At 42.6% G+C, this 19,869-nt stretch carries 22 protein-coding genes, 1 tRNA gene and 1 riboswitch; of the genes, 7 read left to right on the forward strand and 16 right to left on the reverse strand.

Features of this window, described 5'->3' with window-relative positions; genetic code table 11:
• Window positions 1-4: 4 nt before the first annotated feature.
• Complete coding sequence (gshAB, locus tag ACPBEH_RS02220; protein ID WP_424349556.1) at window positions 5-2,284, reverse strand: bifunctional glutamate--cysteine ligase GshA/glutathione synthetase GshB; 2,280 nt, start codon at window positions 2,282-2,284, stop codon at window positions 5-7.
• A 132-nt stretch (window positions 2,285-2,416) separates the two neighbouring features.
• Here gshAB and ACPBEH_RS02225 point away from each other — a divergent pair, with 132 nt between their 5' ends.
• From ACPBEH_RS02225 to ACPBEH_RS02235, 3 genes are all read left to right on the forward strand, one after another.
• Window positions 2,417-3,697 carry a replication-associated recombination protein A gene (locus ACPBEH_RS02225; RefSeq protein ID WP_424349557.1) on the forward strand — a complete coding sequence of 427 codons (1,281 nt, stop codon included), beginning with the start codon at window positions 2,417-2,419 and terminating at the stop codon, window positions 3,695-3,697.
• Window positions 3,698-4,012: 315 nt separating this feature from the next.
• On the forward strand, window positions 4,013-4,288 hold the full coding sequence (locus ACPBEH_RS02230; RefSeq protein WP_424349558.1) for a hypothetical protein: 276 nt from the start codon (window positions 4,013-4,015) through the stop codon (window positions 4,286-4,288).
• 62 nt (window positions 4,289-4,350) lie between these two features.
• Window positions 4,351-4,845 (forward strand): universal stress protein, encoded by a 495-nt coding sequence (locus ACPBEH_RS02235; protein ID WP_011374541.1) that lies wholly within the window; start codon window positions 4,351-4,353, stop codon window positions 4,843-4,845.
• 40 nt (window positions 4,846-4,885) lie between these two features.
• Here ACPBEH_RS02235 and ACPBEH_RS02240 read toward each other — a convergent pair whose 3' ends face one another.
• The 3 genes from ACPBEH_RS02240 to ACPBEH_RS02250 form a co-directional block, all read right to left on the reverse strand.
• Window positions 4,886-5,740 (reverse strand): helix-turn-helix domain-containing protein, encoded by an 855-nt coding sequence (locus ACPBEH_RS02240; RefSeq protein WP_424349559.1) that lies wholly within the window; start codon window positions 5,738-5,740, stop codon window positions 4,886-4,888.
• 139 nt (window positions 5,741-5,879) lie between these two features.
• Window positions 5,880-6,530: an HAD family hydrolase gene (locus tag ACPBEH_RS02245; RefSeq protein ID WP_424349560.1), complete on the reverse strand. Its 651-nt coding sequence runs from the start codon at window positions 6,528-6,530 to the stop codon at window positions 5,880-5,882.
• A 26-nt stretch (window positions 6,531-6,556) separates the two neighbouring features.
• The gene (locus tag ACPBEH_RS02250) at window positions 6,557-7,531 is read right to left on the reverse strand and encodes a DUF2785 domain-containing protein (protein WP_424349561.1); all 975 of its coding nucleotides are present in this window, start codon (window positions 7,529-7,531) and stop codon (window positions 6,557-6,559) included.
• Between the two features lie 209 nt (window positions 7,532-7,740).
• On the opposite strand from ACPBEH_RS02250, the gene ACPBEH_RS02255 reads away from it, so the two are divergent.
• Window positions 7,741-8,130 carry a YxeA family protein gene (locus tag ACPBEH_RS02255; protein WP_424349562.1) on the forward strand — a complete coding sequence of 130 codons (390 nt, stop codon included), beginning with the start codon at window positions 7,741-7,743 and terminating at the stop codon, window positions 8,128-8,130.
• Window positions 8,131-8,237: 107 nt separating this feature from the next.
• Window positions 8,238-8,840 (forward strand): nitroreductase family protein, encoded by a 603-nt coding sequence (locus ACPBEH_RS02260; RefSeq protein ID WP_424349563.1) that lies wholly within the window; start codon window positions 8,238-8,240, stop codon window positions 8,838-8,840.
• 137 nt (window positions 8,841-8,977) lie between these two features.
• On the opposite strand, the gene ACPBEH_RS02265 is transcribed toward ACPBEH_RS02260, so the two are convergent.
• Window positions 8,978-9,068, reverse strand: a tRNA-Ser gene (locus ACPBEH_RS02265).
• Between the two features lie 171 nt (window positions 9,069-9,239).
• A riboswitch (PreQ1 riboswitch) is annotated at window positions 9,240-9,284 on the forward strand.
• A gap of 18 nt (window positions 9,285-9,302) precedes the next feature.
• On the opposite strand from ACPBEH_RS02265, the gene ACPBEH_RS02270 reads away from it, so the two are divergent.
• Complete coding sequence (locus ACPBEH_RS02270) at window positions 9,303-10,277, forward strand: nucleoside hydrolase (RefSeq protein WP_424349564.1); 975 nt, start codon at window positions 9,303-9,305, stop codon at window positions 10,275-10,277.
• A gap of 12 nt (window positions 10,278-10,289) precedes the next feature.
• Complete coding sequence (locus ACPBEH_RS02275; protein WP_424349565.1) at window positions 10,290-10,835, forward strand: ECF transporter S component; 546 nt, start codon at window positions 10,290-10,292, stop codon at window positions 10,833-10,835.
• A 38-nt stretch (window positions 10,836-10,873) separates the two neighbouring features.
• Here ACPBEH_RS02275 and ACPBEH_RS02280 read toward each other — a convergent pair whose 3' ends face one another.
• The 11 genes from ACPBEH_RS02280 to fabF all read right to left on the reverse strand — a co-directional run bounded on the left by ACPBEH_RS02280 (window position 10,874) and on the right by fabF (window position 19,864).
• Window positions 10,874-11,341 carry a GAF domain-containing protein gene (locus tag ACPBEH_RS02280; protein ID WP_424349566.1) on the reverse strand — a complete coding sequence of 156 codons (468 nt, stop codon included), beginning with the start codon at window positions 11,339-11,341 and terminating at the stop codon, window positions 10,874-10,876.
• Between the two features lie 71 nt (window positions 11,342-11,412).
• Window positions 11,413-12,546: a DUF4767 domain-containing protein gene (locus tag ACPBEH_RS02285; protein ID WP_424349567.1), complete on the reverse strand. Its 1,134-nt coding sequence runs from the start codon at window positions 12,544-12,546 to the stop codon at window positions 11,413-11,415.
• Window positions 12,547-12,659: 113 nt separating this feature from the next.
• A complete protein-coding gene (locus ACPBEH_RS02290; RefSeq protein WP_424349568.1) occupies window positions 12,660-13,193 on the reverse strand; it encodes a biotin transporter BioY in 534 nt (177 codons plus the stop codon).
• A gap of 18 nt (window positions 13,194-13,211) precedes the next feature.
• Entirely contained in the window at window positions 13,212-13,967 is a 756-nt protein-coding gene (locus tag ACPBEH_RS02295) for a biotin--[acetyl-CoA-carboxylase] ligase (protein ID WP_424349569.1), read from the reverse strand.
• 5 nt (window positions 13,968-13,972) lie between these two features.
• Entirely contained in the window at window positions 13,973-14,722 is a 750-nt protein-coding gene (gene fabI / locus ACPBEH_RS02300; protein WP_424349570.1) for an enoyl-ACP reductase FabI, read from the reverse strand.
• Between the two features lie 23 nt (window positions 14,723-14,745).
• Window positions 14,746-15,543, reverse strand: a complete 798-nt coding sequence (accA, locus tag ACPBEH_RS02305) for an acetyl-CoA carboxylase carboxyltransferase subunit alpha (protein WP_011374528.1) — start codon at window positions 15,541-15,543, stop codon at window positions 14,746-14,748.
• Window positions 15,521-16,372, reverse strand: a complete 852-nt coding sequence (locus ACPBEH_RS02310) for an acetyl-CoA carboxylase carboxyltransferase subunit beta (protein ID WP_424349571.1) — start codon at window positions 16,370-16,372, stop codon at window positions 15,521-15,523. Before ACPBEH_RS02310 ends, accA begins: the two co-directional genes overlap by 23 nt.
• Before the next feature lie 13 nt (window positions 16,373-16,385).
• The gene (gene accC, locus ACPBEH_RS02315; protein WP_424349572.1) at window positions 16,386-17,732 is read right to left on the reverse strand and encodes an acetyl-CoA carboxylase biotin carboxylase subunit; all 1,347 of its coding nucleotides are present in this window, start codon (window positions 17,730-17,732) and stop codon (window positions 16,386-16,388) included.
• Window positions 17,733-17,745: 13 nt separating this feature from the next.
• Window positions 17,746-18,168, reverse strand: coding sequence for a 3-hydroxyacyl-ACP dehydratase FabZ (gene fabZ, locus ACPBEH_RS02320; protein WP_011374525.1), 423 nt, complete (start codon window positions 18,166-18,168; stop codon window positions 17,746-17,748).
• A 3-nt stretch (window positions 18,169-18,171) separates the two neighbouring features.
• The gene (accB, locus tag ACPBEH_RS02325; protein ID WP_011374524.1) at window positions 18,172-18,627 is read right to left on the reverse strand and encodes an acetyl-CoA carboxylase biotin carboxyl carrier protein; all 456 of its coding nucleotides are present in this window, start codon (window positions 18,625-18,627) and stop codon (window positions 18,172-18,174) included.
• A 4-nt stretch (window positions 18,628-18,631) separates the two neighbouring features.
• Window positions 18,632-19,864 carry a beta-ketoacyl-ACP synthase II gene (gene fabF, locus ACPBEH_RS02330; RefSeq protein WP_424349573.1) on the reverse strand — a complete coding sequence of 411 codons (1,233 nt, stop codon included), beginning with the start codon at window positions 19,862-19,864 and terminating at the stop codon, window positions 18,632-18,634.
• Between the last annotated feature and the right edge of the window lie 5 nt (window positions 19,865-19,869).

Consider the following 19,869-nt stretch of genomic DNA (forward strand, 5'->3'; position numbering starts at 1 on the left):
TAAATTAGGCCATTTCAGGGAACAACATCGTTAACATTTTAGTTGTCACACGGCGCTGTTGTCCCATCATTGGGAAAAGATGCATCAACATCGCTGGATTGTAGTTGGCTTCTAAGACCACCGCCATTTCAGGATGTTCAGGATCATACGGTTGATATAAATTAGGAATAATAATATCAATCCCGGCAACATTCAGATTAAGAATTTCTGCAACCTTTTCGGCAATTGCAAAATAGCTCTTATCGATATCATCCGTCACATCAACGGAATCCCCACCATTTGAAATATTGGAATTTTGTAATAAGAAGACCTGCGACCCACGCATTGGCACATCATCGACTTGGTAACCTTGTTGTTTCAAAATCAATTGTTCGCGAGCGCCTAAGCGAATATTTTGAAGTGGTGTGCGGTGATCCTCACCACGTAACTCATTCCGATTTTTCTTAGCGACCAATTGCGTAATTGTTGAACGGCCATCGCCAACAACATTGGCAGGTACGCGTTCCAAGACGGCTTGCACCTGATGATCCATGACTAAGAAACGGTATTCTGAACCGGCGATATACTCTTCAACTAACACCTGTTGGTCGTATTGTTGTGCGAGTTTAAAGGCTGTAACAAAATCAGTTTCTGACGGCCGTGTTAAAAAGGTCGTAATCCCAGCCCCCATGTTACTTGTCTTAGGCTTAATCACCAACGCCCGTTGCCCAAAGGCTGCTTGATAGTCACGTTTAGCAACTTGTAAATCCGCATATTCAGCACCAGCTGGGACGCGAATACCTTGGTTAGCCAAGACAATCTTGGTAACGACTTTATTATCCACTAACGGCCAGCTGATTAAACGGTCGAGGCTGGTCATATTGCCATTTTTCACCAACTCATGGTGTTGTTGGTAGGTTAACTCGACAAATTGATCACTGCGATCTAATACGGCAACGTGGAGCCCCTTTTGAAAGGCATCTAGCATTAACATTTGCGTTGATAATTCCATATCCGTATAACCTTGTAATTGGAATGGTTTCTCGGTTAATTCGCGTTTAAATTGCCGTGCTTGTTGCATGGCAAAAGCGGTTAGAGAATCGTCTTGGACTTCTTGGGCTAGTCGATAACTCAATGTTTGTTTGAAATCATTAACTCGTTCATTCATAACCGTCCACGCATCAATAAACCGTTGGTCCAGTTGGTAAGTTGTAATAAATTGCCGGATATTAGCCATCAACATTTGCATCTTAGCTTGTTGTGCCGATACCTTTGTCGCATCTTCAAGCGCAATCGCTTCATTCAACTGCTGCCCTTCTGTCATGCGATCCGTTAAGTTTTTAGCAGCCTTAGGTAACGATAATAAGTACGTAAAGAACAGATGTAAGAAATCAAGTTGTTCTTGTGTCACACCACTTGCAGCGAATGGATTCAAATCAAAACCGCGGAATTCAAGATAGTCGACACCGTCTTGGGCAAGATGCCCGTGACTACGTAGCCGAACACTACCATAGTATTCACGTTCTGAAATCAATTGTTTTTTATTAATTGCCCGTTCCAATGAATCGTGATACGCAGCAACTGATTCAAACGAGACAACTAAGTCATGATTGGCATAACCGAAGAGTTGGCTCGAGCGTAAACTACGAACTGCATGCTCCGGCAAATTCGTTGTATCTGTTTGAAAATGCGCTTCAGTAATCGGACTAGCACCAAATAAATAAGTTAATAGATAACGATATTGGCTATAATTTTGTGCGATTTGTAAGTACAACATATCGCTAAAATCTTTCACCGTTGCAAATTGATCATGATAGACCTCATCGTATAAGCGCGCGATTAAAGCTGGGGCCAGGCTAAAATTAAAATGGACACCCGAAATCATCTGTAGCCGGCGACCATAACGATTGACTAAGTAATCACGGTAAGCACGCGCATCTGGTGCGACGTCTGCAATTGGAATCGTCGTTTCGTCGCTTGGTAATACAGGTGGCATACTGAGGGGCCAAATCAATTCATCTTCGACTAAATTCATCTCAAGTACTTCTGATAAGGCACCTAGTTGTTGCATGATTTCGTCGGTATTATCGAAGGTATCGCTAACCAATTCCGTCTGCATTTCAGCAAAATCAGTTTTAATGTACGGATGAAAATCACGAGAACCCAAACTTTTTGGATGACTAAGCGGACTTAATTGTCCAGTGGCTGTCACTCGGTGTCCTTCTTTTTCAATACCGAAGGCCCCCCAATTTAAAAGTGGAGATAAATGTAATTGTTGAATTTGTTCAAATAGTTGATTGGACATATCGAGGCCTCTTTTATTCAAAGTTGTATCCTTATTATACACATCCACACCAGTTTTTAAAACGCTTGTTCGTCGTTAAATTTTTGACACGTGTTATACTAATAGTAAACATTATTTTAAAGGATGACAGCTATGCAACAACCACTCGCATATCGTATGCGACCCACAAATATCGATGAAATTGTGGGTCAAACGCACTTGGTGGGTCCGCAAAAAATCATTCGACGAATGGTTGATGCTAAACTACTTTCGTCAATGATTCTTTATGGCCCACCCGGCACCGGAAAAACCAGTATTGCCAGCGCCATTGCTGGTAGCACGCAATACGCCTTTCGGATGCTGAACGCCGCAACAGATAGTAAAAAGGATCTCCAAATTGTCGCTGAAGAAGCTAAAATGAGCGGTACCGTTATTTTATTACTCGATGAAATTCATCGCCTCGATAAAACAAAACAGGATTTCTTACTGCCCCATCTTGAAAGCGGTCGAATTATTCTGATTGGGGCTACCACCGAAAATCCTTATATCACAATCAACCCCGCCATTCGGAGTCGGACCCAGATATTTGAAGTTCATCCACTTAATGAAGCGGATATTCACGTCGCCATTCAACGCGCTTTAACCGATCCGCAAAAAGGCTTGGGTGATGAACCCGTTAACCTCGATGAAACGGCTGAAAAATACCTCGCGCAAGTCACCAATGGTGATCTTCGAAGTGCTTTAAACGCGCTAGAATTGGCCGTCCGCTCGACGCCTAAAAACCCAGAAACTGGCTTAATCGATATTGATATCGCTGTGATTGAGGAGTGTGTTCAAAGAAAGGCCATTACCCACGATAAAGATGGCGATGCGCACTATGACGTTATCTCAGCCTTTCAAAAATCCGTTCGTGGTAGCGACGTTGATGCTGCCTTACACTACATGGGACGTTTAATTGAGGCTGGTGATTTGCCATCTATCAGTAGGCGTTTGATGACGATGGCCTATGAAGACGTTGGTTTAGCTAATCCCCAAGCCTGCGCCCGCACGGTTGAAGCAGTAACAGCTGCCAAGCAATTGGGCTTTCCTGAGGCCCGCATTCCACTAGCAGTTGCCGTGATTGATCTCTGTCTTTCACCTAAGTCAGATTCAGCCATTACAGCCATCGATAATGCGTTAGGCGACATTCGCGCCGGTAAGGCCGGTGAAGTCCCCGCACATTTAAAAGACGCACATTACGCCGGTGCTGCTAAGCTTGGCCACGGTGTTGATTACAAGTACCCGCATAACTATCCCAATGATTGGGTTGCACAGGATTACCTGCCCGCTAAGCTTTTAGGCAGTCATTATTACGAAGCCAAGGCAACTGGTAAATACGAGCAAGTTTTAAAGCAACAACTAGAACGACTCAGACAAGCAAGTCGCAACAAGTGAACGGTTACAAATAAGTTGCGCCAATCCCATAAGCATGCTACTATAATAGTAGGATTTCTAAGGTATGCGCGTCTTCCCACCTTATGTTGACCGATCAAGTAATTCGTTAATGGGATGGACGAGTTGTTAGCGAGTGTATACTTTTTCATGAAGGAACCAAGTCTAACAATAGTCTGACCCACCTGCATATTAAAGCGGGCTCAACTATCGGGAAGCTTCTACGGTACCACTAGATTTCCCAAAGTCCAATGACTTTGACAGGGCTAACGTTTGCGTTGGCCCTTTTTTGTTGACAATTTTTAGGAGGTTTTTCTTTTGATTTCTTTTGTGCTTATTTTATTTCTGGCAGTCATTGCCCTATTAGGCGGTGTGCTTTGTTACTACCAGAATAAATCATTTTTGCTTTTCAACCTCGCTGAGAACCGTCGCTTAGGTCGTCGCATGCTAGTTGCTGGTTGGTTACTCTTATTAATTGCCGTGTTAGGCCTCGTTATTTTTATAGCACTCCCTCTCACGTGGAATTTAATCACCGTGATTGCAGCTAGTTTAGTCGCTGGATTTGTTGCATTATCTTTTGCTTCTAGTCTTTAAGTTTTACTTTTGTTCTTGAATTAGCGTACAATAAGCTTGTAAATCTAAATGAGGTGATGACTATGTTACAACAATATAAACATATTTTGGTCGCAATTGATGGTTCTTATGAAGCTGAACTTGCTTTTAGAAAAGCAGTTGAAGTAGCCCTTAGAAACAACGGTCAATTACATTTGATTCACGTTATCGATACACGCGCTTTCCAAAACATTTCAAGTTTCGATTCAGCAATGGTCGAACAAGTAACTGAAACAGCTAAAAAAACAATGGACGAATATATCGTGACTGCCAATGACCTCGGCTTAACCGACGTTGATTACAGTATCGAATATGGGGCACCTAAGAGCCTCATCGCTCGTGAAGTCCCTGAGAAAAAAGACATTGATTTAATTATGATTGGTGCCACAGGGCTAAACGCGGTGGAACGATTATTAATCGGTTCAGTAACGGAATACGTTACGCGGACAGCTGTTTGCGACGTTTTAGTGGTTAGAACAGATCTCGATAATAAACATGCACTCAATAAGAAAAAAAGTAGTATTGGCCAAGATATTTAATGGCACTAAAAAAGCTGAGGACCTAGGTCCTCAGCTTTTTTTATGCCAATTTTTGAATTTGTGCGTTGGCTTGCGTCAAAATTAAAGGATGCTTTCTAATTTGCGCAAGTGTTTGGGCAACGTGAAAATGTTGCAATGCTTTTTGGTCGTTTTCGCGTTGAACTTCAATTTGGCCTAAAACGAAGTAGAGATAATCCAATAGATACAAACTATGTTTGTCTAACGCATCTTGAATCGCTTCTTGTACATAACGCCGTGCTGTCGGGTAAGCCCCTAATGCACAGAAAATTTCAGCGATGGTGCCATAAATCCGCAGATGATTCGGAAAATCAATCATCATTAAGCCCGGTTCGCTATCCATAATCCGAATCGCCTTATCAACCTGCTTTTGCGCGCGATCTAACTGTCCCTTCTTCACATTAGCCAAACTCATGCCAATAATGCATAAAACGCCGTATGTGTCGGTTCTTGACGTTACATACTGTTCATAGGCCCGGTGGAAGAAAAAGAGGGCATCATCCGGACTATCTTGTAACAACAAGCTAATCTGTCCTTGATAGTAGTAATAACGTTTGAAATCTTCAGATTCAACCAATTCATTGCTATGAATCTGTTGAATCACTTGATGGGCCTGTTCAAACTCATCATCATTTGCTAAATCTTGTAACTTACGCATTAAAACGTGTAATTGATCTTCTTCTTGGACGATAATTTTATCGACCGAGACTTCCAAGCGTTGACAAAGCTGCATTAAGATTTTCGTACTCGGCACCTGATTACGACGTTCGACGAGACTAACCGTCGCTTGCGTACAAATACCATGCGCTAAATCAGCTTGCGTGAATCCTTTTGACTTACGGATTCGTTTAAAGTTTTCCCCTAATATCTTCATCATCTTCAAATTCCCCAGTGACATTCTTATTTAATCCCGTTGACACTTAATACCTGCCTACCATTATATACGATAAACAGGTATTAATATACGTTATTTAGCCAATTAACTAAAAAATAATCTCAGGTTCAAGATTATACTTTTATGATAATTGTGCCAGAATAGCCGGTACCTCGGTTAAAGATTCAACACGATAGTCAGCCTCTTCTTGGTTAATTTTAAATTGACTGTCAAGCGGTTTTAAAGCAATGACGGTTAATCCCGCCGCCTTACCAGCCTTAATGCCAAACTCAGAATCTTCGATGGCCACTGCTTCATCACTTTTTAACCCCAATTGTGCAATTGCAGTTGTATAAACATCCGGTGCCGGTTTATTGTGCGCTGTCTCTGCACCACTGACGATTGTTTCAAAATAAGGTGCTAGTTTCGTTTCAGCGAGCATCTGCTCAATAATTTGCCGTTCACCAGCTGAAGCAAGCCCGATTTGATAGTTCGGTGCAATCTCAGCTAAAAGCGGCTGTGCATCCTGATTTAAAATGGCATCAAATCGAATCGGGTGTCTACGCTTATATGAGCGATACCCTTCTTTAATCATTGCATATTCATTCACTGTTCTATCCGGATAAACCTGCTTTAAAACAGCATTCATATTGGATCCGATTTGGCGGCGACTTTCTTCAACGGTTAATTTAGCCCCAATTGCGTTTAAAAACGTTAAGCGTTGTTCAAAATAATACGGTTCACTGTTAACTAAGATCCCATCAACATCAAAAATTACACCTTTAACTGTCATACTTGTTTTAATCCTCACTCATCATCTTAAAATAAATCAGAAATTTTACGTAAATAATCCGCGATTTTTTCTGGTAATTCTGGTTGCACTAACAATGATTGTAAAAAGCGATTACGATTATACCAGCGGTTCCAAAACGCAACATTTTCTTCCGGTGCGATGGTTAACATCGCCTGTTGCCATTCTTGAAGCACAATTAAGAAATAATCGACATATAAGCGATTCTTCTTCATCAAATTGATAATCACATTGGTTAAATGACTGTCTTCACCGTACGCTAATGCATTATCAGAGAATCGATAAGCTTGCATGACGACCACTAGCATTAATAATTTATCCGCCCGTTGTAATTCGGTCGTTTCATTTAGTTCAGACCAGACGTTAATAATATGCGTCATTGCGTGCGCCCAACCCTTGTTTTCAACATACCCTCTTGAATCCAATTCAATGACCGTATAGGCCATAATGCGCATTTCAATCGCCACTAACTCGGCCTCTGTTAAAACGTGATAAAACGTCCGGTTAGCGTATAAAACGCCTGCTAAAAACATTGCACTAAATGAGCGCAAGAAAACACCATCGTTTTCAGGCTCAAAAATATGGGCGAATAAATAGTCATCGCTTAATAAACGATCTTTAACCCATAATAGTTGGGCCTTCGTTAAAACGGTTTGACGTAACAACCGATTAAAGAGATAAAAGACGCCCTTATCTCTCACACGTGCATCTGGACTAGCCATATGTCGTAATAAATCATCCAACGCTTCATCCGATATTTGCGCGGCTTTCCCGTCCGTTTTGATTTGTTGGTCAATTGCGGCAATACGCGCCAAAGCGGCGTCCGCATCATCTGGAATTACAATGTGCGTGCGGCGTGTTTTATATTGAACACCGTCCATGACGGCTAAAACTTTTTCTGGTACAGATTGATAAATTTCACCATTCATTAGTGCTGTTCTAATTTCTGTAAGTTGCTGAATAACATTTTGAACTTGTTTCAATTAATCGTCACCCTACTTTCTACAGACAACTGCTCATAGCTCCTTATTATAGAGTATTCTAACTCAGACATAAACCGTTAAGATTGATAAAACGCTTTCTGAAAGTGACAAAAATGTTCGTCCCACCCAAAAGATCTCGTGCCTCCGACCGAGTTTTGAGCCTATCATCCTTGCTAGACTAGAATTAACAACTAAAAAGGTGGTTTATCATGAAAAAATTATTAATCAGTATCAGCACGTTAATCTTATTATTGATTAGCGTTCCAATTATCGGATCAGCAGTAACCCGCTCCGATAATCCAGATAGCAATCTCGCACAACAATGGGATCGTTTCAATCTCTTAATTCCTAAAGAGGCGATCTATGTTAAAACGGCCAATCGTTACGGGACTATTCGGGAACATGGTGACTATGTCTATCGTCAAGAAGCCTATCGAGCAGATGGGACTCATTATCGCATCGTTTTCCAAGCGCCAAAACAACTCAAAGAAAATTATTATCTTAAATTAGAGGCTAAAGGACGTTTCATAAAGACGTGGGAAGCCGTACCAAATAAGGATTTGCCAATTAAATTGCAAACAATTTTCAATGCACAATAAGTCATTATTTTGAAAAAGGCTTACAAAAACACTTTACTTATCTTTTGTAAGTATGTTATAGTAATACCTGTTATCAATAAACTAACTTCTAAAGGGGTATTTTAAATATGACAAACTTATACGATTTACAACAACAACGCCGTTCAATCTATGCTTTAGGTCAAAACATCGACTTAACTGAAGCTGAAGTTTCAGAATTAATCTTCAAAACAATCAAAGAAACACCAAGTGCTTTCAACGGTCAAGGTTCACGTGCAGTTATTTTATTCGGTGAAGCCAACAATACTTTATGGAATGATATTACAGCAAGTGCTTTAAAACCATTAACACCCGCTGAATACTTCCCTAATACACAAGCTAAATTAGCATCATTTGCTGGTGGTGTCGGCACAATTCTTTTCTTCGAAGATCAAGATGTTATCAAGGGCTTCCAAGAAAATGTCCCATTATACGCTGACAACTTCCCTGTTTGGGCAGAACAATCAAACGGTATGGCACAATACGCAACTTGGATGGCACTTGCTGAACAAAATATCGGTGCTAACTTGCAACATTACAACCCAGTCATTGACGAAGCTGTTGCTGCTAAATGGAACATCCCATCAAACTGGAAACTTCGCGCTCAAATGCCATTTGGTTCAATCGAAAATCCAGCAGATGCTAAGGAATACGCAACGATTGAAGACCGCTTCACAACATACAACAAATAATCGCTTTTAATTAGAGTCTTTCAAAAAATGATCAGTCATTGATTTTTCAATCGACTGGTCTTTTTTTATTTGTGCTATTAAACGACAAAAAAACACCTCATCGATTATCCGATGAGGTGTTTATCTGTTATTTATTAAGGAGAATGAGAGATTCGAACTCTCGCGTGGGCAGAACCCACCTGACGGTTTTCAAGACCGTTCCCTTCAGCCAGACTTGGGTAATTCTCCATATCAATATCTTACAACGTTTATTATAATACCAAGTCTGACAATTAATGTCAACTCAAATTTGCTAAGTTATTTAATTTTTTTCAATCCGGCTTAAATCCCCCTATTTACAGGACGCTATCAACACGTTATCATGAAATGGTGCATTTGAAATCAAGCGCCTAAGCCCCGCTTGGACTGGTTCGGAAACTTCCCAGAATAAAAAACTAAGGATCTCAAGGAGGTTAGAAATAAATGCAAACTCGCAAAATTATTATTGATTGCGATCCAGGCATCGATGACACTCTCGCGTTGAATTTGGCCATTCAATCGCCTGAAGTAGAAGTCGTTGCTTTAACGATTGTTTGCGGCAACATCCCCGTCGAAATTGGTGTCGACAATGCCTTTAAATGTCTAGAGCGACTCGGTCGACTGGACATCCCGGTCTACGCTGGTGCGGTCCAGCCGCTCAAGAAGACCTTTGTTAGTGCTCAAGATACACATGGTATGGATGGTTTGGGCGATAGTCATATTCCCCGCCAAACGACTACCAAGGCCGCTGAGCAATCGGCAGCCGATTTTTTAGCGACGACTTTTAAGGCACCTTGTGATATTAGTATTATCGCACTCGGACCGCTGACCAACATTGCAACCGCGCTAACATTAAATCCCCAATTAGGGGCCAACTGTGCGCGCTTCGTTTCGATGGGCGGCACCTATAAAAGTCATGGTAATTGCTCACCGGTAGCGGAATTCAATTATTGGAGTGATCCGGAGGCCGCTTTGGCAGTCTATGAACACCTCAATCAGAAAATCGAAATGATTGGCTTAGATGTCACTCGCGAAATTGTCTTCACACCCACCTTGTTAGCTTATTGTCAGCGGATCAATCCTGAAGTTGGTAACTATTTAACCGCTATTACGCAGTTTTATTTTGATTTCCACTGGCAATATGAACACATCATCGGCTGTGTCATTAATGATCCGCTCGCAGTCGCCTATTTCATCGACCCGACACTTTGTCAGGGCTTTGAAAGCTACACCACTGTCGAAACAACCGGCATCAGTATTGGCCAAACACTGGTGGACCGCTTCGACTTTTGGCACCGTCCTATTAATAGCCTCATTTTAACTGAGGTAGATACAAATCGTTTCTTTGAACAGTTTTTGACCGTCGTTTTAAATGCACAGGCTTCAATGATTAAAACGGACTTAAAAAAACTCAGATAGGAACAACCCTTAATGAAAAAATTTAAAACACGCCACTTAACAATTATCGCCTTGGCAATCGCCTTAAATTACGTTGGTAGTAACATTGCGCTCGTCTTACGGTTACCGATTTACCTCGACAGTATTGGGACAATCCTTGCGGGTGCCTTACTAGGTCCCTTAGCGGGCGCATTAACGGCGACTGCCAGTAGCGTTCTTAGTGGCATTACAACTGACTTATTCGCACTATACTATTTACCAGATGGCCTTTTAACCGGCTTACTAGCAGGCTGGTTTTTATACCAACATCACCGTAGTAAACGTGAAATTCCGTTAGTTGCCATCGGCGTTGCTTTACCTGGCACTGTCGTTAGTTCACTGATTACGTATTTCCTATTCCACGGCATTACGTCTTCAGGTTCTAGCATGATTGTTCAACTACTCAGTGGTCTCGGCCTCAATCAATTTGCAAGCATCACACTTGTTCAAGCCGGAACTGATTATCTAGATCGCTTGTTGGCAATTGTGATTGTGACCCAAGTTTGTTACCACCTCAAAAAACAAATCGCCACACTCTAGAAATTAAAAACAAGGCCCCCAAAAGGGACCTTGTTTTTTTATGCTTGCATTAACAACTGAACAAAACGTTCTAAGTATTCTTGATCAACTGCATCATAAGCGCCGACTTCGCGGCTATCGAGATCTAAAACACCGATCAATCGCGCGTCTTTCATCATTGGTACGACGATTTCAGAACGGGCCGTTGAGTCACAGGCGATGTAATTTTGATGTTTCGTCACATCCGTTACAATCACAGTCGCTTGCTCAGCGGCAGCTTCACCACAAACCCCTTTGCCCATTGTAATGTGCATACATGAGACATTGCCTTGAAAAGGTCCTAAAACTAACTCATTATCTTGATACAAATAATAACCGGCAAAAACCGTTTCTGGTAACGTTTGGTTCAACAAGGCTGAAGAATTAGCCAAATTAGCAATTAAATTTGTCTCGCCTTCTAATAATGCTGCTTGTTGCTTGAGTAGCATTTCGTAAGCCACTACCTTTTCATCACGCGATTTAAACATCTCCATCACTCCTCTTTTCAAATTATTATAGAGGAAAGCTGAATCTTGCGCAATTCCGATGAATTTTTTAATTATTCTTGATTGTGCTCGTCATCAAATTTCGTATCTTTCATTGATAACGCAGCTGCCTTAGTTGGATATAAATGTTGACTAGGCCACATACCAGCCCCACCAGCAATCGTTAAAACAGGCATGGTTTCCCCATCGATATTGCGGCTCTTAACACCGTAATAACTACCATCCCCGGCACTTTGATACCAACCACGAACATTGAGCCAGTGACGGCCCTCGACATCAAACTCTTTAATAACACCCCAATTGTCCATTTTATTTTTATCTATTTGATTTGGATCACCTTTACCACTCAATAGTTCGCGCTCTTGACTTGTTCGTTCACTATCTTGATGTAATTCAGTCGTTTCGCCATTCAGTGTCAGCTTATTTCCAGCTATTTCAAGCGTATCAATCTGCTCCGGCTGCTTACTATACTCATTATAACCATACCAAGTGCCAGCTAATTCTGATGATACTTGATAGTTGGCAGTCGATGACGGTGTTTTAGTCGTATTAGCCGTCGCTGCCGAACCACCACCGACAATTTGCGCAAAGTTTTGTTTTAAGTCAGTATTGGCTGTTTCTTTGAAGTGCATCAAATTATCTGGCATGCCTTGTGTTTGTTCCGTGATTAAAACAACTGGCTGACCATCATGAATTGTAAATAGGTACAGATGCGCTCCCATACTTGGTGCAGTATTATAATCCGAATAAATACCCACAACTTGGTAATCCGCTTGGCCAACACCGTTTTCGGACCAGGTAGCTGTAACATGTTGATCATCAACAGCCACTTTATCCTTTTCTAAATAATCAGGGAATTGAATACCGTAATATTCACCATCTTGTCCTGGCGCATATTCAACGTATCGTTGGTTCATTGACTGACTAAAACTGGCCATATAGGTCTTCAATGCTTGTGACTTGGCTGATGACCAGACTGTCTTATCCGAAGACGACGTTTGTGTTACTTGTTTGCGACTCACCTTTTTGGCCGAGCTAGTTGTTGTTTTCTTCGCCTTTTTTGACGTTTTAACTTGTTGGCTCGTACTGCTGCTTTTGGCTGTTGACTTAGGTCCTTCAACCTTTTGACTGCATCCTGCTAATAATAAGAGTGCTGCTGCACCAAATAATACCCCTTGCTTTTTCATATAATCTCCCCCATCGTACTCGAATATGATAACGGTTTTATTATAGCATATTATGCAATCTTGCTTTTTTTGACCATCAAAAAAGCCGCCTTATTCGGCGACTTTCTTCATGATTAATGGAACTGCTGAATGCGTTGTGGCAATCGTGCAATCACCGCTACAATCAGCCCACTTTTTAATATTTCAATTGGGACATAAGGTGCAAAACCAGTTAAGAAACTGGCTTGCCAACCTAAATGAAGTGCAATTCTCAACCACAGCGTACCAATTAATAACTGGCAGAGACTGGCGAGTAGGTTAACACTAAACAGCACGCGCCGTGAATGGCCAAAATAACGTAGACCGTAATGCACAATGCCAATATAGATGATAAAACCAAATAAATAACCACCTGTCGGGCCAACGATGACGCTGGCCCCACCCGCAAAATTAGCAAAGACCGGTAATCCAACCAAACCTAGCAATAAATAGGCTGCAATCACTGCACTACTCAACTGTAATGGTAAGACTGTGGCAATCAGCCCAACAGCTAGCGTTTGAAGTGTAATCGGAACTATCCAAATCGGAATACTAATCTGAGCACAAACAATTAATAAGGCTAGACATACACCGATATAGCTTAACCGGCGCGCAACTGACATTGACATCATAATTCCTCCTGCTTACTAATCCGCAAATCGGACTTGTTGCCCAATTTGCACGACTTGTCGATTACTTAAAATTAATGTGCCATCTGGCTTGAGTGCACTAACACTTAGACCTTTAACCGGTTGTCCGGCAATCGATTGAAGCTTACGACCAACCAAAGGGGTCCAGCGCTGATAATGTCGTGTTAATTCAAAGGCCGGTAATTGTAAAAGTGCGTACAATCGATTGAGATACTGACCACTAAATTGATTAATCGTCACTTGCTGTGCTTCTACTAGCGCCCGCAAGTTACCGATATGTTCTGTTTCAATCGTTGAAGCAAAGTTAAGCCCGACCCCTACCACGACACCACTTAAGCGACCGGTAACGTCCAGATAACCCTCTGTTAGAATACCTGCTAATTTTTGCCGCCGATTATAGACGTCATTGACCCATTTAAGCTGAACTTCATAATGCAACAAGGCTTGAATTGTTTCGGCAAGTGCAACGCCCGCTGCAGCTGTTTGTTGAAAGGCATTAAAACACGCAGGATCTCGAACGGGCATCAAAAGACTTAAATAAAGACCACCAATCGGCGATACAAATTGGTGGTCTCTTTGGCCGCGGCCCTGTGTTTGTTGTTGCGCTACCACAACTGACCATTGCTGATCACGCATTGGCTGTTGCAACAAATAAGCATTGGTTGATGGTAGTGCTTGATGAACTAAGATGGTGAGCAAATCGCGTAGTTCCGGGGAAAGTACCCGCTGTATTTGCGCCGTCTCGATTGTCATTAAGTCTATTGTAAATGAACGCCTTTGTCAACGTAGATAATGTCACCAGTCACACCGGTTGCCATATCACTGAGTAAGAACCCCGCGACATTCCCAACTTCTTCAATCGTGACTGATTGACCATCAACAGTTCGTTTTTCTGATTCTTCTAATAATGAACGGAAATCTTTAACCCCGGTCACTGCGAGTGTCTTGATGGCCCCTGCAGAAATGGCATTAACGCGAATTTGATCAGCGCCTAAATCCCGTGCTAAATAGCGAACGCTGGCTTCTAATGATGCTTTGGCGATACCCATCACATTGTAGTTAGGAACAGCGCGTTCTGAACCAAAGTAAGTCATTGTTACAATGCTACCATTTGGTTTTAAGAGATCACGACCATATTTAGCGACTGCGATTAATGAGTATGCACTAATTTCTTGTGCCAACAAATAACCTGAGCGAGACGTTTCATAAACCATCCCTTCTAGTTCTTCACGGTTGGCATAGGCAATCGCATGAACGATTCCATCAATTTGCCCCACTTTGGCTTTAATTTCAGCAAAGGTTTGTTCGATTGCAGCATCATCGCTGACATCACATTCAACCAATAAGCTTGTTTCGGGGACAAATTTTGACAAACTATGCTTAATCCGATCGTTTTGGTAGGTATAGATAACCTCCCCACCAGCTTGTGTAATTGCTTGTGCACATCCCCACGCGATACTTCTTTGATTAGCAACGCCCATCACTAGGATTTTCTTTCCATTTAACACGTTTCTGACACTCCTTTTTTTCGTTAAAATTGCCTAAATCTGGCTTGTCGATTGGCCAATAAAGTCTCGACAGGTAATTGTTGTAATTGATTTAATTGTTCGGTTAAGACGGTGGTTATATTTTGACAGAAAAGGTGTTCATCTGGTTCTTCTTGAATAATCCCTTCAATTACACCGGCATCTTGTAAAGATTGTGGTGTCAATTGCATGATTGCCGCCGCTTCATCAGCACGCTGGCTATCTTTCCATAAAATTGAAGCAAACCCTTCTGGCGATAAAATTGAATACATACTCTCAGTGGTCATCCAAACTTGGTCTCCACAGGCTAGTGCCAAGGCACCACCTGAACCCCCTTCACCGAAGATTACGCTGATCATCGGTGTTTTCAGGGTACTGATTTCATATAAATTATTGGCAATCGCCATTCCCTGACCGGTCGCTTCAGCATGCGCCCCGGGGTAAGCCCCCGCGGTATTCACTAAAGTGATAATCGGACGTTTGAATTTCTCCGCTTCCTTCATTAACCGTAATGCTTTGCGATAACCGGCGGGTTCAGGACAACCAAAGTGACACGCCATACGTTCTTCAAGCGTTGTCCCTTTATTAGTTGCAATCACCGTCACCGGTTGATTATTAAATAACGCGATACCACCAATAATGGCTGGATCTTCGCCGCCGACTCGGTCGCCTTTGAGAATCATCAAATCATCAAAAAGGTTGGCCAATAATGCCGGTGTCGTTATTTTTTGACTACTACGGGCGCCGGCGACAATCTTAGCGGCTGTCTTTTTTTGACGATTAATAATGAGCCCCTCTTTCATGTAACTTCAACAATTGATGAAGTACCTTTTTTTGGTCCTGGCGTGCTACGATTTGATCAATAAAACCATTTTTTAAGACGGTTTCGGCATCTTGTAAATCCGGTGCGATCTGTTCGTGCATCGTCTGTTCAATCACGCGCCGGCCCGCAAAACCAATCACTGCTTTGGGTTCAGCTAAAATAATATCGGCTTCCGTTGCAAAACTAGCTGTTACCCCACCGGTTGTCGGATCGGTTAATAAGCTAATGTACAACAGTCCTTGTTCGGCATGCTGTTTAACAGCTGCTGAGGTTTTAGCCATCTGCATCAAAGAAAAAATCCCTTCTTGCATCCGAGCACCACCAGAAGCCGCAATTAGAATTACGGGTAAGCCTTTTTCAGTTGCCAGTTCAAAGAGCCGTGTAATTTTTTCACCAGTCGCACTGCCCATGCTTCCCATAATAAAATAAGGGTCCATGATACCTAATGCGAATTTTTGTTGTTTAATAGTTGCCACACCGGTCAAAATACTATCTTCTAGTCCGGTAATTTGCTGTGCTTTTCGCAATTTCTGCGGATACTTGGGAAAATGGAGCGGATTAGGCGTTTGCACTAAATCGCCGGCTGGTTCAAAACTATCCACCAACCAATCTAGGCGAACCTTAGCCCGCGTCCGAAATCCATATTGACAGACCGGACAAGTCCGGTAATAACCAAGGTCCTTATGATAAATCGATTGCTGACACTTAGGACAGGCAACCCACAAACCATCCGGCACCTTTTGCCGTGCTTCTTGATTATATTTAAGATGGGCTTTACCGATATTACGAACGGCATTGAATAATTGCATGGTGCCCCTCCTTTTAATCTGTTGCTAGTGACGTTAAATAATCCGTCGTAGCTTGGCTACTTAAAAAGACCGGATCTTCTAATAACGTTTGTTGGAACTGTGCATTCGTTTTAATCCCTGAGACAATCAACTCGTTGAGCACCCGATGCATTTTAGCAATCGCAATTTCTCGCGTTGCGCCCCAAGTAATTAACTTGCCAATCATCGCATCGTAAAACGGTGAAATTGCATAACCACTGAATAAATGCGTATCGATGCGCACACCTAAGTTACCAGTTGGTAAGTATAAATAGTTCACCGTACCAGCCGATGGGGCAAAGTTATTGTCCGGATCTTCAGCATTTAAACGACATTCAAGCGCAAAGCCACGCGTTTCAACGGCAGCTTGATCAAATGATAATGGTGCCCCCGCGGCCACCAAAATTTGTTCCCGGACAAGATCGACACCCGTCACCATTTCGGTTACCGGATGTTCAACTTGAATTCGGGTGTTCATTTCTAGGAAATAGAACTGATGATCTTGGTCCATTAAAAATTCAACGGTTCCCGTATTTTCATAATTAATTTGTTCAGCTGCTTTGAGTGCAATTGCGCCCAATTCAGCCCGTTCAGCCGGCGTTAATAAAGCCGACGGCGTTTCTTCAATCACCTTTTGTTTAAAGCGTTGCATTGAACAATCCCGTTCTGGGAAGTAGACAGCATTGCCAAAGTGATCTCTAAAAATTTGGACTTCGATATGTTTAACGTCCAGCATGATTTTTTCTAGGTACAATTGATCATTGCCAAAAGCACCGGCTGCTTCTAATTGTGCTTGCGCATAGCTGTCAGCGAGTTGGCTTTCATCGTCAACCAAGCGAATGCCTTTGCCACCACCACCGGCGACGGCTTTAATCATCACGGGATAACCGACTTTAGCGGCGACGATTTTAGCATCCGCAAGACTTTTTAGTGGGCCATCACTCCCAGGAATCAACGGTACAGCGGCCGCCTTCATACTGGTTTTGGCCCGACTTTTATCCCCCATCTGCGCAATTACTTGGCTAGAAGGGCCAATAAACGTCACGCCACAGGCTTCACACATTTCAGCAAATTGACTGTTTTCAGATAGAAAACCATAACCTGGATGAATCGCGTCGCAACCAGTCCCAATCGCTGCGGATAAAACGTTTTGCATATTTAAATAGGATTCTTGTGGTCGATTACCGCCGATGCAGACCGCTTCGTCCGCTAATTGAACGTGCAAACTACTTTTATCGGCTTTAGAATAAACCGATACAGAGGGAATGCCCATTTCTTTTAACGTCCGAATGATGTGCAACGCGATTTCGCCCCGATTAGCGACTAATACTTTCTTAAACATCGCGTGGTGCCTCCTATTCGATAATAAATGTTAATTCTGCGGTACAGGCTTTTTCACCATCAACCGTTGCGATCGCTTTACCGACCCCAATCCGATCTTTTAATTTTTCAAGCGTGACTTTAATTTCAAGTGTGTCGCCAGGGCGAACCACGCGTCTGAATTTAGCCGACTTAACGCCACCAAAAAAGGCTGTCCGCCCTTTAAATTGGTCAAGCGTTAATAAAGCGACTGCCCCAGTTTGGGCCATGGCTTCTAAAATGAAAACACCTGGCAATACTGGATTACCTGGAAAATGGCCTTGGAAAACCGCTTCGTTGATTGACACGTTTTTGCGTGCAATCGCGAATTCACCTGGTTCGAAACTCAATACGCGATCGATTAATAACATCGGATAACGATGGGGTAAAATCGCTTGGATTTCTTGACTATCTAACATGGTTTAGCCTTCTTTCACTTTAAATAGTGGTTGTTGGTATTCAACTAATTCTTCGTTTTGAACGAGGATTTCAGTAATTGTCCCAGCCACCGTACTTTTGACTTCCGTCATCATCTTCATGGCTTCAATCACACAAACGACATCGCCAACCGCTACCGTTTGACCAACCTTCACGAAAGCTGGATCAGCAGGTGCTGGTTGTAAATAAATACTCCCAACCAGCGGTGCTTCAATCGCAATTGTGTCATCAGCAACAGCCATTGGTGCTTCAGTGCTCTCAGTTGGCATACTTGTCATTGACGTTGTGGGTGGCACTGACGGCGCTACAGGTGCGTGTTGCACATCTTGAACGCCTCGTTTATTTAAATAAAGTTTGATATCACTTGTTTCAAGTTGCATTTCTTGGTTGCCCGATTGATTAAACAAGGCCACCATTTCTTTGACTTCATCGTAGTTCATTTAACTAATCGCTCCATTTCTTCAACAACAACACAGCGTTATGGCCACCAAAGCCAAATGAGTTACTCATACCATATTGTGCGTCTGGGGCAGCTAGTGGTGTCTTGATTAAGTTCACGTGACAATCCGGATCAGTATTTTGTAACCCAACGTTCGGTGGCAAAGTACCGGCTTGTAAAGCACCAATTGTAACTATTGCTTCAAGCGCACCGGCTGCCCCTAATAAATGACCTGTCATACTCTTTGTACTGCTGACAGGAACTGTTCCTTCGTCACCAAAAACACGTGCCAAAGCAGCAGATTCTGCTAACTCATTGGCAACCGTTCCAGTGCCGTGTGCATTAACGTAATCAACATCGGCCGCTGTAATCCCGGCTTCGTCAATTGCCATTTGCATTGCACGAGCAGCAACTTCACCATTTGGATTAGGCGATGTCATATGGTAGGCATCACAATTGGTCCCGTATCCTGTGACTTCACCTAAAATGGTCGCATGGCGTGCTTGTGCGTGTTCAAGACTTTCTAAAATTAAAGTGGCGCCACCTTCACCCATCACAAACCCTTTACGGTCTGCGTCAAAAGGCAATGAAGCCCGCGTTGGATCTGTCGCGGTTGATAACGTTGATAACGCCGCGAAGCCACCAATCCCAATTTCATTGATTGAGGCTTCAGAACCACCGGTCACCATCACAGTGGCCCGATTTTCTTTAATTTGGCGATAAGCTTCACCTATCGCATTAGCCCCACTTGAGCAAGCCGTTACGATCGTTGTACAAATATTTTGCGCACCGATTTCAATGGCGATGTTGGCCGCAGCCATATTCCCAATTGATTTAGGCACAAAAAGTGGTGAGATATGATCAGCACCCTTTTCAACCATGCGCGTCACTTGTTCTTGAATCGTGGTTAAACCACCAATCCCAGAACCGTAAATAACCCCCATGTCAGCTGGTTCGGTATTTTCATCGTTAATGCCGGCTTGTTCGAGTGCTGCTAGCGCACTATCAAGCGCATATTGTGAAAATAAATCCATTCGCTTTGCTTTTTTCTTGCCGATTCGTAATGTCGGATCAAAATCAAGAACTTCGGCAGCTAATGACACACCCGTTGTGGTTGCATCAAACTTTGTAATGGGGCCAATGCCTAATTCGCCCGCTAGAATCCGGCGTGTAAATGTCTCAACGTCGTTTCCTAAAGGTGCCACAACGCCCATTCCTGTAATTACTACTCTCGTCATCTTAA

Source organism: Latilactobacillus parasakei (assembly GCF_049674265.1).
Taxonomy (GTDB): Bacteria; Bacillota; Bacilli; order Lactobacillales; family Lactobacillaceae; genus Latilactobacillus; species Latilactobacillus sakei.

Excerpts from the sequence above, each read along its gene's own strand:
- gshAB (WP_424349556.1), bottom strand. The coding sequence starts at position 2,284 with ATGTCCAATCAACTATTTGAACAAATTCAACAATTACATTTATCTCCA.
- ACPBEH_RS02225 (WP_424349557.1), top strand. The coding sequence starts at position 2,417 with ATGCAACAACCACTCGCATATCGTATGCGACCCACAAATATCGATGAA.
- ACPBEH_RS02235 (WP_011374541.1), top strand. The coding sequence starts at position 4,351 with ATGTTACAACAATATAAACATATTTTGGTCGCAATTGATGGTTCTTAT.
- ACPBEH_RS02240 (WP_424349559.1), bottom strand. The coding sequence starts at position 5,740 with ATGATGAAGATATTAGGGGAAAACTTTAAACGAATCCGTAAGTCAAAA.
- ACPBEH_RS02245 (WP_424349560.1), bottom strand. The coding sequence starts at position 6,530 with ATGACAGTTAAAGGTGTAATTTTTGATGTTGATGGGATCTTAGTTAAC.
- ACPBEH_RS02255 (WP_424349562.1), top strand. The coding sequence starts at position 7,741 with ATGAAAAAATTATTAATCAGTATCAGCACGTTAATCTTATTATTGATT.
- ACPBEH_RS02260 (WP_424349563.1), top strand. The coding sequence starts at position 8,238 with ATGACAAACTTATACGATTTACAACAACAACGCCGTTCAATCTATGCT.
- ACPBEH_RS02270 (WP_424349564.1), top strand. The coding sequence starts at position 9,303 with ATGCAAACTCGCAAAATTATTATTGATTGCGATCCAGGCATCGATGAC.
- ACPBEH_RS02275 (WP_424349565.1), top strand. The coding sequence starts at position 10,290 with ATGAAAAAATTTAAAACACGCCACTTAACAATTATCGCCTTGGCAATC.
- ACPBEH_RS02280 (WP_424349566.1), bottom strand. The coding sequence starts at position 11,341 with ATGTTTAAATCGCGTGATGAAAAGGTAGTGGCTTACGAAATGCTACTC.
- ACPBEH_RS02285 (WP_424349567.1), bottom strand. The coding sequence starts at position 12,546 with ATGAAAAAGCAAGGGGTATTATTTGGTGCAGCAGCACTCTTATTATTA.
- ACPBEH_RS02290 (WP_424349568.1), bottom strand. The coding sequence starts at position 13,193 with ATGTCAATGTCAGTTGCGCGCCGGTTAAGCTATATCGGTGTATGTCTA.
- ACPBEH_RS02295 (WP_424349569.1), bottom strand. The coding sequence starts at position 13,967 with ATGACAATCGAGACGGCGCAAATACAGCGGGTACTTTCCCCGGAACTA.
- accA (WP_011374528.1), bottom strand. The coding sequence starts at position 15,543 with ATGAAAGAGGGGCTCATTATTAATCGTCAAAAAAAGACAGCCGCTAAG.
- ACPBEH_RS02310 (WP_424349571.1), bottom strand. The coding sequence starts at position 16,372 with ATGCAATTATTCAATGCCGTTCGTAATATCGGTAAAGCCCATCTTAAA.
- accC (WP_424349572.1), bottom strand. The coding sequence starts at position 17,732 with ATGTTTAAGAAAGTATTAGTCGCTAATCGGGGCGAAATCGCGTTGCAC.
- fabZ (WP_011374525.1), bottom strand. The coding sequence starts at position 18,168 with ATGTTAGATAGTCAAGAAATCCAAGCGATTTTACCCCATCGTTATCCG.
- accB (WP_011374524.1), bottom strand. The coding sequence starts at position 18,627 with ATGAACTACGATGAAGTCAAAGAAATGGTGGCCTTGTTTAATCAATCG.
- fabF (WP_424349573.1), bottom strand. The coding sequence starts at position 19,864 with ATGACGAGAGTAGTAATTACAGGAATGGGCGTTGTGGCACCTTTAGGA.